Annotated in this window: 13 protein-coding genes and 1 riboswitch; of the genes, 10 read left to right on the forward strand and 3 right to left on the reverse strand. The window is 35.1% G+C overall.

Going from position 1 to position 12,538, the window contains the following annotated elements; genetic code table 11:
- The first annotated feature begins 267 nt into the window (after positions 1 to 267).
- From V4D30_RS07765 to V4D30_RS07775, 3 genes are all read left to right on the forward strand, one after another.
- A complete protein-coding gene (locus V4D30_RS07765) occupies positions 268 to 2,055 on the forward strand; it encodes a KUP/HAK/KT family potassium transporter (RefSeq protein WP_353683755.1) in 1,788 nt (595 codons plus the stop codon).
- A 163-nt stretch (positions 2,056 to 2,218) separates the two neighbouring features.
- Positions 2,219 to 2,288, reverse strand: a riboswitch (Fluoride riboswitch).
- 55 nt (positions 2,289 to 2,343) lie between these two features.
- On the forward strand, positions 2,344 to 2,499 hold the full coding sequence (locus V4D30_RS07770) for a hypothetical protein (RefSeq protein ID WP_353683756.1): 156 nt from the start codon (positions 2,344 to 2,346) through the stop codon (positions 2,497 to 2,499).
- Positions 2,500 to 2,837: 338 nt separating this feature from the next.
- On the forward strand, positions 2,838 to 3,221 hold the full coding sequence (locus tag V4D30_RS07775) for a hypothetical protein (protein ID WP_353683757.1): 384 nt from the start codon (positions 2,838 to 2,840) through the stop codon (positions 3,219 to 3,221).
- A gap of 50 nt (positions 3,222 to 3,271) precedes the next feature.
- Here the strand turns inward: V4D30_RS07775 and V4D30_RS07780 are convergent, their stop codons facing one another.
- The 3 genes from V4D30_RS07780 to V4D30_RS07790 all read right to left on the reverse strand — a co-directional run bounded on the left by V4D30_RS07780 (position 3,272) and on the right by V4D30_RS07790 (position 6,610).
- Complete coding sequence (locus tag V4D30_RS07780; RefSeq protein ID WP_353683758.1) at positions 3,272 to 3,679, reverse strand: hypothetical protein; 408 nt, start codon at positions 3,677 to 3,679, stop codon at positions 3,272 to 3,274.
- Positions 3,680 to 3,814: 135 nt separating this feature from the next.
- A complete protein-coding gene (locus tag V4D30_RS07785; RefSeq protein WP_353683759.1) occupies positions 3,815 to 5,200 on the reverse strand; it encodes a sigma-54 dependent transcriptional regulator in 1,386 nt (461 codons plus the stop codon).
- Positions 5,201 to 5,203: 3 nt separating this feature from the next.
- Positions 5,204 to 6,610, reverse strand: coding sequence for a HAMP domain-containing sensor histidine kinase (locus V4D30_RS07790; RefSeq protein WP_353683760.1), 1,407 nt, complete (start codon positions 6,608 to 6,610; stop codon positions 5,204 to 5,206).
- 23 nt (positions 6,611 to 6,633) lie between these two features.
- Here V4D30_RS07790 and V4D30_RS07795 point away from each other — a divergent pair, with 23 nt between their 5' ends.
- From V4D30_RS07795 to V4D30_RS07825, 7 genes are all read left to right on the forward strand, one after another.
- Positions 6,634 to 7,329 carry a YggS family pyridoxal phosphate-dependent enzyme gene (locus V4D30_RS07795; protein WP_353683761.1) on the forward strand — a complete coding sequence of 232 codons (696 nt, stop codon included), beginning with the start codon at positions 6,634 to 6,636 and terminating at the stop codon, positions 7,327 to 7,329.
- Positions 7,330 to 7,591: 262 nt separating this feature from the next.
- On the forward strand, positions 7,592 to 8,380 hold the full coding sequence (gene proC / locus V4D30_RS07800; RefSeq protein ID WP_353683762.1) for a pyrroline-5-carboxylate reductase: 789 nt from the start codon (positions 7,592 to 7,594) through the stop codon (positions 8,378 to 8,380).
- Between the two features lie 9 nt (positions 8,381 to 8,389).
- Positions 8,390 to 8,698, forward strand: coding sequence for a YggT family protein (locus V4D30_RS07805; RefSeq protein ID WP_353683763.1), 309 nt, complete (start codon positions 8,390 to 8,392; stop codon positions 8,696 to 8,698).
- Complete coding sequence (locus V4D30_RS07810; protein ID WP_353683764.1) at positions 8,695 to 9,168, forward strand: DivIVA domain-containing protein; 474 nt, start codon at positions 8,695 to 8,697, stop codon at positions 9,166 to 9,168. Before V4D30_RS07805 ends, V4D30_RS07810 begins: the two co-directional genes overlap by 4 nt.
- Before the next feature lie 13 nt (positions 9,169 to 9,181).
- Positions 9,182 to 10,417, forward strand: coding sequence for a histidine--tRNA ligase (hisS, locus tag V4D30_RS07815; protein WP_353683765.1), 1,236 nt, complete (start codon positions 9,182 to 9,184; stop codon positions 10,415 to 10,417).
- Complete coding sequence (rfaE1, locus tag V4D30_RS07820) at positions 10,404 to 11,399, forward strand: D-glycero-beta-D-manno-heptose-7-phosphate kinase (RefSeq protein WP_353683766.1); 996 nt, start codon at positions 10,404 to 10,406, stop codon at positions 11,397 to 11,399. The genes hisS and rfaE1 overlap by 14 nt, the downstream gene beginning before the upstream one ends.
- The gene (locus tag V4D30_RS07825; protein WP_353683767.1) at positions 11,392 to 12,354 is read left to right on the forward strand and encodes a tRNA 4-thiouridine(8) synthase ThiI; all 963 of its coding nucleotides are present in this window, start codon (positions 11,392 to 11,394) and stop codon (positions 12,352 to 12,354) included. Before rfaE1 ends, V4D30_RS07825 begins: the two co-directional genes overlap by 8 nt.
- Positions 12,355 to 12,538 lie beyond the last annotated feature (184 nt).

A 12,538-nucleotide genomic window follows, 5' to 3' on the forward strand; every position in this document is an offset into this window, starting at 1 on the left:
TTTAATCATTGAATTTGCCAATAAAAATATCATTTCCAAGTCTTTTCTGTCATTCCAAGCTTTTTCCTTGTCAGTCCAAACCTGCGGAGCAGGCGAGGAATCTCCTCAGCTTTCATTATGAAGAAGACACTGCTCAGGCTCGGGACATGTCCCTTGCAATGACGAAAGATCCAATGTTTTGCTTACTCTATCAGCATTTTTTAGGTTTATTTCAGATGGCAAATTCGGGATTTCTTATATTGTAAATTTCATGTATAATAAAAATCTATGACAGGAATAATAAAAGCAATGGGACTTGTTTTTGGAGACATTGGAACAAGTCCCATATATACATTAACTGTAGCATTTTTAATTCTTGAGCCTACCTATGAAAATGTTCTTGGCGTTCTAAGCCTCGTTTTCTGGACGCTTGTTATTATACCAACTCTTCAATACAATATCCTTGCAATGAGACTCAGTATAAGAGGTGAAGGTGGTACAATTGTTCTTGCTGAGATATTTAAATCCCTTGCAAAATCAAAAAAAGCAAGAGCAGTTGTTACGTTCTTATCTTTTATTGGAATCTCTTTTCTTATGGGCGATGGGGTTATAACACCATCAATAAGCATTCTAAGTGCTGTTGAAGGCTCGGCTTTTATCCCGGGTGTTACAGTATCACAGGGAATGATTGTTTTGACTGCAATGGTTATTGCCATATTCTTATTTTTCTTTCAAAAAAAAGGAACTGAAAAGATTGCCTCTGCTTTTGGTCCTGTAATGGTTGTATGGTTTTCTTCTCTTTTTGTTCTTGGTGTTTATGGAATTTTTAAAAATACCGATGTTTTGAAAGCTGTAAATCCCTACTATGCCATTAATTTTCTTTTAAAAAATGGCTGGAAGGGCTACTTAATCTTGGGAGAAGTTATTCTTTGCGCAACTGGTGCTGAAGCAATGTATGCAGATATGGGCCATCTTGGTTCAAAGCCAATAAGACAGGCTTGGGCAATTCTGTTTTTTGTTCTTTCAATTAACTATCTTGGTCAGGGTGCTTTTATTCTATCTCATCCTGAAGTTAAAAACATACTTTTTGAACTATCTTTAAATTTTTCATCCTATCTTTATGTTCCTTTTTTAATTTTGAGTATAGCTGCAACAGTTATTGCTTCTCAGGCAATGATAAGTGGCATGTTTTCAATTGTTTATCAGGCAATCACCACAAGAATAATGCCCATGTTAAAGATTGATTATACCTCAAAGGAATTAAAATCCCAGATATATATCGGCAGTGTTAACTGGCTTTTACTTATTGCAGTTTTATTCATTATGCTGGAGTTTAAAAGTTCTTCCAATTTAGCAGCTGCTTATGGAATTGCTGTAATAGGAAATATGTGTATAACAGGAATCATATTAATTTTAATCTTTTTTCTTAAAAGAAACTATTTTGCGCTGATAGCTGCTCTGGCTGTTACCGCTGTTGATCTTATATATTTCAGCTCCTGTATACATAAGATTCCTCAGGGTGGATATTATTCAATTGTACTTGCATTGTTTCCACTTTTGACTATTCTGCTTTTTACAAATGGGCAGAAAAAACTTTACACTGCCATGCAGTTTATGGATAGAGAAGACTTTATTTTAAAATTTGAGAGAGTTTATAAAACAAATCCAAAGATAGCAGGAACAGCCATTTTCTTTATCAGGGATACAGGTAAGATTTCACCATATATAGTGGAAACAATGTTCTATCACGGAATAATCTATGAGGACAATATATTTCTTTCAATACTCATAAGACCTGATCCATTTGGAGTAACAGGTTATTTTAAGGAAAATCTCTGCCAGGGTATAAGAGTCTTTGAGATTGAGATGGGTTACATGGAGTTTGTAAATATTGAAGAAATACTCAGGGAAAATGGAATTGATGAAAGAGCAATATTTTATGGTCTTGAAGACATTATTGCAAGAAAACACTGGAAGTTATTCGCCTTTATAAAAAGAATAACTCCAGCATTTATAAGCTTTTTCCGTTTGCCTTCAAGAAAGCTTCATGGTGTTCTAACAAGAATTGAAATGTAAGCTACTTCACTATAACCACAGGGCATGTTGCATGAGTGCAACCCTACGGGAGACTGAGCCAAGAAGCCATTTTTCAATATTTGACATTCCTCTCTGTCCCAGAATGAAGCTTTTAGAAGGATTTCAAACATTTTTGCCTCCTTTTCAGTGCATAACTCTACCTTTATTGGTAGGAGTTATCAGCCACTGAAAATCAGAGGCAGTTAAAGGCGAACTCCATCGCCTTTTTTAAAATAAAAAAATTTGAAGCTATATGTCAAATATTTGGTATAAAATTAATTAAATACTATGGATTTGAGAAAAGTTCTTTATGAGTGCTATCAGTTTGTTATACAGAGGAGAAAACCAGAGGGCGGTTTTGCTGCAACTCCATTATTGCCTGCAACAGTTGAAGATACCTACCATGCATTAATGATAATACAATCTCTGAAAGAGCTTGTTTAAATTCAGAATTAATAGATTCCCATCTATCAGATATTGGAAAATTACCTGAACCCATACCAGTAAAGGATTCATATATGTTTATTTATCTGTCCTGTAAAGGAATTATCAAGAAAGGAATTTTCTTGATTTTTTGAGCTGTCTTCATGAAAAATTATAACATAACTCTTAAGGAAACAAACATGAAACCTGCAACAGTATTTATTGTTTTACTCGGAGTTGTAAGTCTATTTTCTGATATGACCTAATTGTTCATTGTTCCTCCATACCCTTTCTTATGAGGGTAAGAAAAATGTTACACTAAAAATTGATCACAAGACATCTACTTTCGGAGGTTTTAGATGAAAACATGGTTTGTGTATGTATTTGGTCGGTGGATAGTTCTTTCAGGTATTGCAGGAGCACTGCTACAGTTTGTTTTAAGTGACTATTTAAAAATCCATACAATTCCAGCATTTTTGCTTAATCAGTTTTTACTTGCCAATGTATTCTGGTTTGTTGACAAAGCAATATTTAAATCTCACTTCAATATCCCTGCTTTTTATCCTCTATGGGAAATCAGAAAGAATGTGGTATGTGCTGACTGCGGAAAGATTTGTGAGGGATATAGGGTTGTGAAAACAAAAAACTATGACAGGCTTCATGATCCTGAACCAGAGTTTAGATGCAAAGAATGCAGAGAAAAGAAATTAGAAGAATTAAGAAAAAGAGGAATAGAAGTATAAAATAAAAAGAGGTGGAGGATTGTTCCTCCACCTCTTTACTGAAAAGCTTACTATTTCTTTTCTTCTTTCTTTTCTTCTTTCTTTCCTTTAGCTTTTTTCTCAGCCTTGGCTGCTGCTTTCTTTACGCTCTTTGCTGTGAGTTTGCCATCTTTCTCAGTGTATTTTACTACAACCTTATCACCAGCCTTTACATCCTTAATCTGTTCATCTGTAACACCGATTGTGAGTTCCTGCTTTTTGCTTTTTACTGTGATGGTTTTACCAACTGTGTCAACAGCTGTAACTTCACCAGTAATGCTTTTTACTTTTTCCTTAGCAGGCTTCTTTGCTGGCTCGGCTGGTTTTGCTGGTTCAGCTTTCTTTGCTGGCTCGGCTGGTTTTGCCTGAGGCTGAGCAAATGCTGCTGTTACTGTGAGAGCAAATACCAATGCCATTACTACTGCTAAAATTTTCTTCATTCTCTTTTGTCACCTCCTTTCCTTTTTGTTTTTTTTCAAAGGGATTTCAGTCTTTAGCTCTGAAAATATATTATACAAATTTTATGCCAGTCTGTATAAGCCTATTTATCTACGTTTTCTTTAATAGAGTTTTCCTCATTTGAGGAAATTTTCCCTTTTCGGGAAATTCTCAGAAAGTCCGAATTTTTCAAGCCTGTACCAGAATGTTTTGTAACTCATTCCAAGTAATCTTGCTGCCTTTGCAATAACATAATTGGATTTAACCAGTGCTTTTTTTAACAACTCTTTTTCAAGCTCTTCGTAGTTTATTCCCTCATCCGGTATATCTATTTCAAAGACATTTCTTGGTATGGAAATTTTTATTTCATCCTTAATATCTTTCAATGTAATTTTTTCTCCTTCACAAATAATTATTGCTCTCTCAATAACCGTCTCCAGCTGTCTTATGTTTCCAGGCCAGTGATAATTAATTAAAGCCTCCAGTGCTGTACTGTCAATTCCATTAATTCTTTTTCCAAATTCTCTTGAGTATTTTTCAATAAAAAAGTTTACAAGCTCTGGAATGTCCTCTTTTCTCTCTCTTAAAGGAGGTATTTCCACTGTTATGACTTTTAATCTGTAATAAAGGTCTTCTCTAAATCTGTTTTTTTCCACCTCTGTAGAGAGATTCTTGTTGGTTGCTGCAATTATTCTAACATCAACTTTGATTGTATCTTTACCGCCAATTCTTCTAACTTCTTTTTCCTGAAGCACTCTGAGAAGCTTGGATTGAGTTGCAAGAGGAAGTTCAGCAATTTCGTCAAGAAAAAGTGTGCCCTTGTCCGCAGCCTCTATGAGTCCTATTTTCCTCGTATTTGCACCTGTGAAAGCTCCTGGTTCATAGCCAAAAAGTTCACTCTCTATCAATGTTTCAGGAATTGCTGCACAATTTATTGCAATAAAGGGTTTGTCTTTTCTTGATGAATTATAATGGATTGCCTTTGCAATAAGTTCTTTTCCTGTTCCTGATTCGCCATATATTAGCACTGTTGCATTTGTTGGAGTTACTTTCTTAACTATATCAATTACCTGAAGCATTTTTCTGGATTTTCCAATAATGCCATTTATTTTAAATTTTTCATAAAGTTCTTTTCTCAGCATCAGATTTTCTTTAATAAGCTTCATTCTTTCTTCTGCTTTTTTTACGGTAACTAAAAGAACTTCTTTATCAAGAGGTTTTGTAAGATAATCAAAGGCTCCTTTTTTAATTGCCTCAACTGCTGATGAGATTGTTCCAAATGCAGTAATAACAATTACAGCAGGACTGAAGGGTTCTTCTGGCAGGCTGTTGAGAATTTCAATACCGTTCTGATTACCAAGCTTTAAATCAGTAAGAATTATCTCAGGAAGGGCTTCATTGATTATTTTTTTTGCCTCATCTAAGCAAGAGGCGACATAAACATCATAGCCCTCTTCTGAAAGGATTGTTTTAAGAATTTCTCTCTGTAACTGTTCGTCATCAATTACGAGTATTGATGTCATTGGTTAAACCGGGATATAGATTTTTACTTCGCTACCCTGTCCTAACTTACTTGAAAATCCTATTGTTCCACCATGCTCTTCTATAACTTTTTTTGCCAGAGGAAGCCCAAGCCCTAAACCTTCTTTTTTAGTAGAGAAGAAGGGTTCAAAAATTTTATCAATAAGCTGCTCAGGCACTCCAGAACCTGTATCAGATATTCTGATTAAAATACTGTCTTCTACGAGCTCTGTTTTAATGAAGAGATTTTTAACTTCAGAATTTTTCATCGCATATATTGCGTTTGTTATGATATTTAAAAAACAGCTTTTTATCAAATCTACATCAATATTGAGAGTAAAATCAACTGTGTAATCTTTATAAATATTAATTCCTTCTTTTTCTGCTGTTGCTTCAATAATTGAGACAACTTCATCTATTATCTCTAAAATACTTGCAGGCTTTCTATTAAGTTTAAGAGGTCTTGTATATTCAAGATATTCTGTGATAAGGTTGTTTACCCTATAGATTTCCTGTTTCATGGTTTCAAGCAGTTTTACATGGTTATTGTTATTTTTTTCTTCTTTTTTCAGTTTTTCTATAAGATGATCAATGCTTAAGTTTATGAAATTAAGAGGATTTCTTATTTCATGAGCAATTGTTCGGCTGAGCTGTCCAATTGCTGCAAGATGTTCTGCTTCTCTGAGTCTTTCCTGTAGCATATGGCTTTCCTTAAGTTTCTGAATCATGAAATTAAAACTTTCTGCTATTTTGCCTATTTCATCTTTTCTATTAATATCAAGTCTATAATTAAAATCACCCTGTGCCACTTTTATTGCAGCTTCAGTCAGGTTATCAATTGGTCTGGTATATCTTAAAGAAATTATGTAGGTCACTATTATGCCTATGGAAAATATAATCAAAGTTGTTATGATTCTTTTCAGTGCATTGGTTTTTAAAATTTTTGAAAAATCATCCTTATTAATTCTAAGATGAATATATCCATATTGAACATTACCAGCTATTACAGGAACTATTACATTGTAAACATTTTCTTCTTCAAACACAGGTTCACCGAGTTCTGCCTTGATTATTAATTCCTTTTTCCTGTGAGTTATTGGCTTTCCTATGTTTTGTGGATTGGTGCTTGCAATTATTTCCTGCTGATTGCTGATAATAGAGATCTCTTTTATGCCTTTTGTATTAAGTTTTTTAATATAATCTGCAAGTTTGTTTGAACCACCACGGGTAACCTCTTCAACTCCTATCTGGATCGCCTTTGTGAGATCTGCAGTTTGAGATTCTATTTCTTTTAAAAGTCTCTTTTCGGTCTGCGTATAAAATACATAGAGCGAGGACATTAAAGTAAAATTAAGCAAAAGCAAAAGCACTACAAGCTTCCACTTTAAAGAAAGCCTATCAAGGATATTCATAATCATGTATAATGTATTATAGTATGCTTTCAGAAAGAATATCATCTGTCTTTAAAAAGATAACATATGCTGCTTTAAAAGCAGGCAGAAATCCAGAGGAAATTAAACTTATTGCTGTAACAAAATCTCAAAGCATTGATAAAATAAAAGAGGCAGCTCAGCTTGGTTTAAGAGTTTTTGGAGAAAACAGAGTTCAAGAAGCAAAAAATAAAATAGAAGCTTTAACGGAGTTCATGGCTCAGTGGAGAATTAATATTGAATGGCACATGATAGGGCATCTGCAGAGCAATAAAGCAAAGGATGCTGTAAGGCTCTTTGAATTAATTCATTCTGTGGATTCAGAAAAGCTCGCAGCATTGATTAACAAAGAAGCAGAAAAAATTGGCAAAATTCAAAGAGTTTTAATTCAGGTAAAGCTGTCAGAGGAGGAGTCTAAATTCGGAATAGAGCCTGAAGATACGGAAAAATTAATAGAGTTTTGCTCTAAACTTCCAAATATTAAAGTAGAGGGACTTATGACAATTCCACCCTATTTTGAGAATCCTGAAGATGTAAGACCCTATTTTAGAAAATTGAGACAGTTAAGGGATTTTTTATCAGGTAAATATTCTTTTATTAAAGAGCTTTCAATGGGAATGTCTCATGATTTTGAGGTAGCCATTGAAGAAGGTGCAACAATGGTGAGAATAGGCACAGCCCTTTTCGGGCAGAGAATATGAGGCTGTTTAATATGAATAAAGGGTTATTTTGTCATTCCGAGGGGCTCAATGCCCCGAGGAATCTCTGGCTCGTTCCGATGCTAAAAAAGTGGAGGAGATTCCTCGCTTCGCTCGGAATGACAGGAAAAAAAGCTCGGAATGACAGGAAAAAAAGCTCGGAATGAAGAGTAGAGGTAATTGAAAATTAAAGAAACTTGCAACTTCTTGATTTTCAAGAACTTGTAAGTTTTTGAACAGTCTCAATAAATTTAGGAGGCAAAATATGATAGGTTTTATTGGTGGTGGCAATATGGCAGAAGCCCTTATAAGAGGGCTTGTTAAAGAGGGTAAAAAAAATATTATCGTATCTGAACCAATTGCTGAAAGAAGAAGATACCTTGAGAACTGTTATGGAGTAAAAACAACGCCATCGAATCAGGAAGTTGTTAATTTATCTAACATCATTGTACTTGCAGTAAAACCTCAAAATATGAAAGAAGTTCTTGAAGAGATTAAAGATACTGTTTCTGAAAAACACACTGTAGTTTCAATAGCTGCAGGAATTCCTATTGAATTCATTCAGAAATATCTCAAAACAGACAAGTTAATCAGAGCTATGCCAAATCTTGCAGCCACAGTGGGAGAGGCAATAACTGTTCTTGCCCTTTGCGAGTGCCTTGAAATGAAGATTATAGCTCCGGTAAGAGACATATTCATGAGTGTGGGAAAAGTAATTACGCTGCCAGAACAATACATGAATCTTGTCACTGCTTTGTCAGGCAGTGGACCTGGATTTTTCTGTTACATAGTTGAGCAGTTTATAGATGTGGCAACAGAGCTTGGATTCGCTGAGGATATAGCAAAGGAACTCGTAGTGCAAACATTTATTGGAACAGCAAAGCTTCTTGACAGCGGACTTCCACCTGATAAAATCAGACAGAAGGTAACATCTCCCGCTGGAACAACAGAAGCAGGGCTGAAGGTTTTGTCTCAGGGAGCATTAAGAGAAATCCTTTTTAAAACAGTGCAGGAAGCAGCAAAAAGAGCTGAAGAGCTCAGCATTCAGAGCTGAGGTGAAAAAATGTTTATAATTGGAAATCTCATAATTGCACTGGCAAACATTTTAGATATTGTCTTTACCATTTATACCTTTATCGTGATTATTGCAGCAGTACTTAGCTGGGTGAACCCAGACCCTTACAATCCTGTTGTCCGCTTCGTTTATGCAGTTACAGAGCCTCTGCTCAGACCAATAAGAAGACTGTTACCCCTGAGACTTCCTGTTGATATTTCACCATTAATTCTTTTGCTTTTGATATATTTTCTACAGAGATTTTTAATCCCAAGCCTTGTAGAGCTTGGTTACAGAATTAAAGGAGGCATTGTATGAGAATCACACCACTGGATATTCAACAAAAGCAGTTCAAGGTTAAATTCAGAGGTTTTGACATGGAAGAAGTATACTCTTTTCTTGAGATTATCAGGGAAGAGTTGGAAGAACTTTTAAAAGAAAACTCAATGCTAAAGGAAAAGGTTGCAATCCTTGAGAATCAGATGGAGGAATACAGAAAGATTGAGCAATCAATTAGAGATACATTGATGACAGCACAAAAGCTTGTTGAAGACTACAAAGCAAATGCTAAAAAAGAGGCTGAACTTATAATTAAAGAGGCTGAAATAAAGGCAGAGAATATTATTAAGGAAGCACAGGAAAAAGTTGTCAAAATTCACGAGGATATTGTGGATCTAAAAGGAATAAGAAGGCATTTTAAAGAAGAGATAAAAAGACTCATAGAGAGTCATTTAAGAATGCTTGAGTTTGATAAAGAAAGAGAAGGGGAAGAAGAAAGTGAGATTTAGTTCTTTGAGAGGAATGCAGGATATTATAGAGCAAGTTCACCTGTGGAGCCACATTGAAGAAAATGCAAGAGAAATATTTAAACTCTATAATTTTAAGGAAATCCGTACCCCTGTTGTAGAGAGTGCTGAAGTTTTTCTAAGAAGTATTGGTGAGGATACAGATATAGTGGAAAAAGAGATGTACATCTTTAAAGACAAAAAAGGAAGAACCGTTGCCTTAAGGCCTGAAGGAACAGCTTCTGTTGTCAGAGCTTACATTCAACACAGTCTTTTTCTGAGTCCAGCTCCACAGAAGTTTTACTATATTGGTCCCATGTTCAGATATGAAAGACCTCAAAAGGGAAGATTCAGACAGTTTCATCAGATTGGAGTGGAATGTTTTGGGGTAGGCTCTTCATGGATAGATGCTGAATTAATTTATATGGTCAAAGTTTTTCTTGAAAGACTAAAGATTAAAAACTTAACTTATGAGATAAACTCTCTTGGATGCAAAAAATGCAGACCAGAGTACAGAAAAACACTTTTTAATTTCTTATCTGACAAAGTATCCCTTTTATGCAATGACTGTCAGAGAAGATTTAAAAGAAATCCTCTAAGGGTTCTGGACTGTAAGGTAGAATCCTGCAAGGAAGCTCTGAAACAGACTCCTTTAATTCTGGATTTTTTATGTGAAGACTGTAAAGAACATTTTTTAAGCTTGCAGAGAGAGCTTGATGAGATGAATATATCCTACACTGTCAATCCTAAGATTGTAAGGGGACTTGACTATTACACAAGAACGGTTTTTGAAGTTACAACCACTGCTCTTGGTGCACAAAATGCTGTTGCAGCAGGAGGAAGATATGATGACCTTGTTGAGTCCTTTGGAGGTCCACCAACTCCTGCAGCTGGATTTGCCATAGGAATTGAGAGATTGATAGAGCTTTGCTCAACGGATTTGTTAATACAGACTGATAAACCTCTTGCATATGTTGCTTACATTGGCAGTGAATCAAAAAAAGAGGCGAAGAAAGTTATCAAATTTTTAAGAGAAAACAACATATCCACAGAAACTGCATATGAGGAAGTTTCTTTAAAAAGTCAGATGAGAAAAGCTGACAGGTTAGGCGTTAACATTGTTATAATTATTGGTGAGGATGAGATTAAAAAATCAGTCTATAGATGGAAAAATATGAAGACAGGCACAGAGGGTGAATGTTCTTTTAATGAGTTAATTGAGTTAATAAGGAGGAGTAATGACCAGAACTAAGGCAGAACATTTTTTTAAGAAATTTAAAGATAAAAAAATTCTGGTAATTGGAGATATTATTCTTGACAGATATATCTTTGGAAAGGTTTCAAGAATTTCTCCTGAAGCACCTGTTCCAGTTGTTGAGGTTACAGAGGAGTCTTTCAGACTTGGAGGTGCAGCAAATGTAGCTAATAATATTATTGCTCTTGGCGGAAAAGCTTATATTTCAGGAATTATTGGGAAAGGTTCTGCTGGAAAAACTGTAAGGGATTTACTGGAAGAAAAAGGCGTTTGCATTGACTATATCTTTGAAGATTCCAGAAAAACTACAGTTAAAACAAGAATAATTGCAGGAAATCAACAAATTGTAAGATTTGATGTAGAGGATCGTAGAAGACTTGAAGGTAAAGCAAAAGAAAAATTTCTTTCCATGATAAAAAATGCCTTAAAGGATTTTGATGCTGTAATAGTATCTGATTACAAAAAAGGCGTTGTCTCTGAAGAACTATTCAGAATTCTGGTGACTCATAAAAAGAAAAATGGTAATTTTGTCGCTGTTGACCCAAAGGTGGGACACTTTAGGCTTTACAAACATGTTTCTCTTATAACTCCAAATATTGCTGAAGCCTCACATGGAGCAGAAATTGAGATCAAGGATGAGAAAACTCTTATAAAAGCTGGACATAATCTTTTAAAAAAGCTCCTCTGCGATTCTGTTTTAATAACAAGAGGGGAAGAAGGCATGAGTCTTTTTGAAAAAAAAGACTCTGAGGTTATTGTTACCCATCTTCCAACAGTTGCCAGAAAGGTATTTGATGTCACAGGTGCAGGAGACACTGTAATTGCCACTGTAACACTTGCTCATGTTGCAGGTGCTGATGTGGTTTCTGCTGCAAAGATAGCCAATGTAGCAGCAGGAATTGTGGTTGGCAAAATTGGAACTGCTACCGCTACACCTGAAGAGATACTGGAATTTCTGAAAACCCATCCCTATGCATAGAGCTCTTGCCCTCTATTCTGGAGGTCTTGATAGTCTTCTTTCAATAATCATTGTAAAGCAACAGGGCATTGATGTAATTGCCTTAAAATTCTTAACTGGTTTTACATCACCTTTAAAGGAATCTGATTTAAAATACTCCTGTCAGTTTGGCTTTGAAATAAAAGAGATTGATATAAAAGAGAAATTTATCGAAGTGTTAAAAAATCCAGAGTATGGATATGGAAAAAATCTTAATCCCTGCATAGACTGCAAAATTCTCATGCTCAGAGAAGCAAAGGAAAGACTTTCAGAATACAATGCCTCATTCGTAATTACAGGAGAAGTGCTTTCACAGAGACCCATGTCACAGAAGAGAGAATTTCTCACACTTATTGAAAATAAGGCAACATTAAAAGGATTGATTTTAAGGCCTCTTTCTGCAAAACTGCTTAATCCTACAAAGCCTGAACAAGAAGGAGTTATTAACAGGGAAATGTTATACGATATTTGTGGAAGAACGAGAAAACCTCAGCTTGATTTAGCAAAAAAATTTGGCATTGAAAAACCTCCTCAACCAGCAGGTGGATGTTTGCTTACTGATCCGGGCTTTTGCAAAAAGGTTAAAGACCTTATGGAACATAATGAACTTACTGTAAAGAATATTGAATTGCTCAAAACAGGAAGACATTTCAGGATTTCAGAAAAATGCAAGGCAATTGCTGGAAGAGATGAAAAGGAAAATCAAGTTCTATTAAGCAACTATCATGGAACATTTATCTACCCCTGTGATTTTAAAGGTCCTGTCGTATTTTTAGCTGGAGAGTGTTCAGATAAAGATATTGACATGGCAGCATCAATATGTGTGTATTATTCAAAAAGAAAAACTCTGGAGGTTATCATTAAAACTGGCAGTCAAGAGAAAAGAAAAACTTATGATGCAATTACACATGACAGAATAGTAAAATACAGACTGTGATAGATGGAGCTGTTCAATAAAATGTTATACTATTTTGTCATTCGAGCCTTTTTACTGTCATTCCGAGCCTGCCAGAGGCAGGCGAGGAATCTCCTCTTCAGTGTGAGGATAATTGAAAATTAATTAAGTTTGCAAGTTCTTGATTTTCAAGAATTTGCAGATTTTTGAACAGTCTCATAAATAC

Origin of the sequence: Thermodesulfovibrio sp. 3907-1M (genome assembly GCF_040450955.1) — a bacterium.
GTDB lineage: Bacteria > Nitrospirota > Thermodesulfovibrionia > Thermodesulfovibrionales > Thermodesulfovibrionaceae > Thermodesulfovibrio > Thermodesulfovibrio autotrophicus.

Bases quoted from the DNA above. Each gene is read 5' to 3' on its own strand.
- V4D30_RS07770 (WP_353683756.1), top strand. From the start codon at position 2,344: ATGGATTTGAGAAAAGTTCTTTATGAGTGCTATCAGTTTGTTATACAG.
- hisS (WP_353683765.1), top strand. From the start codon at position 9,182: ATGCAGGATATTATAGAGCAAGTTCACCTGTGGAGCCACATTGAAGAA.
- V4D30_RS07765 (WP_353683755.1), top strand. From the start codon at position 268: ATGACAGGAATAATAAAAGCAATGGGACTTGTTTTTGGAGACATTGGA.
- proC (WP_353683762.1), top strand. From the start codon at position 7,592: ATGATAGGTTTTATTGGTGGTGGCAATATGGCAGAAGCCCTTATAAGA.
- V4D30_RS07790 (WP_353683760.1), bottom strand. From the start codon at position 6,610: ATGAATATCCTTGATAGGCTTTCTTTAAAGTGGAAGCTTGTAGTGCTT.
- V4D30_RS07780 (WP_353683758.1), bottom strand. From the start codon at position 3,679: ATGAAGAAAATTTTAGCAGTAGTAATGGCATTGGTATTTGCTCTCACA.
- V4D30_RS07775 (WP_353683757.1), top strand. From the start codon at position 2,838: ATGAAAACATGGTTTGTGTATGTATTTGGTCGGTGGATAGTTCTTTCA.
- V4D30_RS07810 (WP_353683764.1), top strand. From the start codon at position 8,695: ATGAGAATCACACCACTGGATATTCAACAAAAGCAGTTCAAGGTTAAA.
- V4D30_RS07825 (WP_353683767.1), top strand. From the start codon at position 11,392: ATGCATAGAGCTCTTGCCCTCTATTCTGGAGGTCTTGATAGTCTTCTT.
- rfaE1 (WP_353683766.1), top strand. From the start codon at position 10,404: ATGACCAGAACTAAGGCAGAACATTTTTTTAAGAAATTTAAAGATAAA.
- V4D30_RS07795 (WP_353683761.1), top strand. From the start codon at position 6,634: ATGCTTTCAGAAAGAATATCATCTGTCTTTAAAAAGATAACATATGCT.
- V4D30_RS07805 (WP_353683763.1), top strand. From the start codon at position 8,390: ATGTTTATAATTGGAAATCTCATAATTGCACTGGCAAACATTTTAGAT.
- V4D30_RS07785 (WP_353683759.1), bottom strand. From the start codon at position 5,200: ATGACATCAATACTCGTAATTGATGACGAACAGTTACAGAGAGAAATT.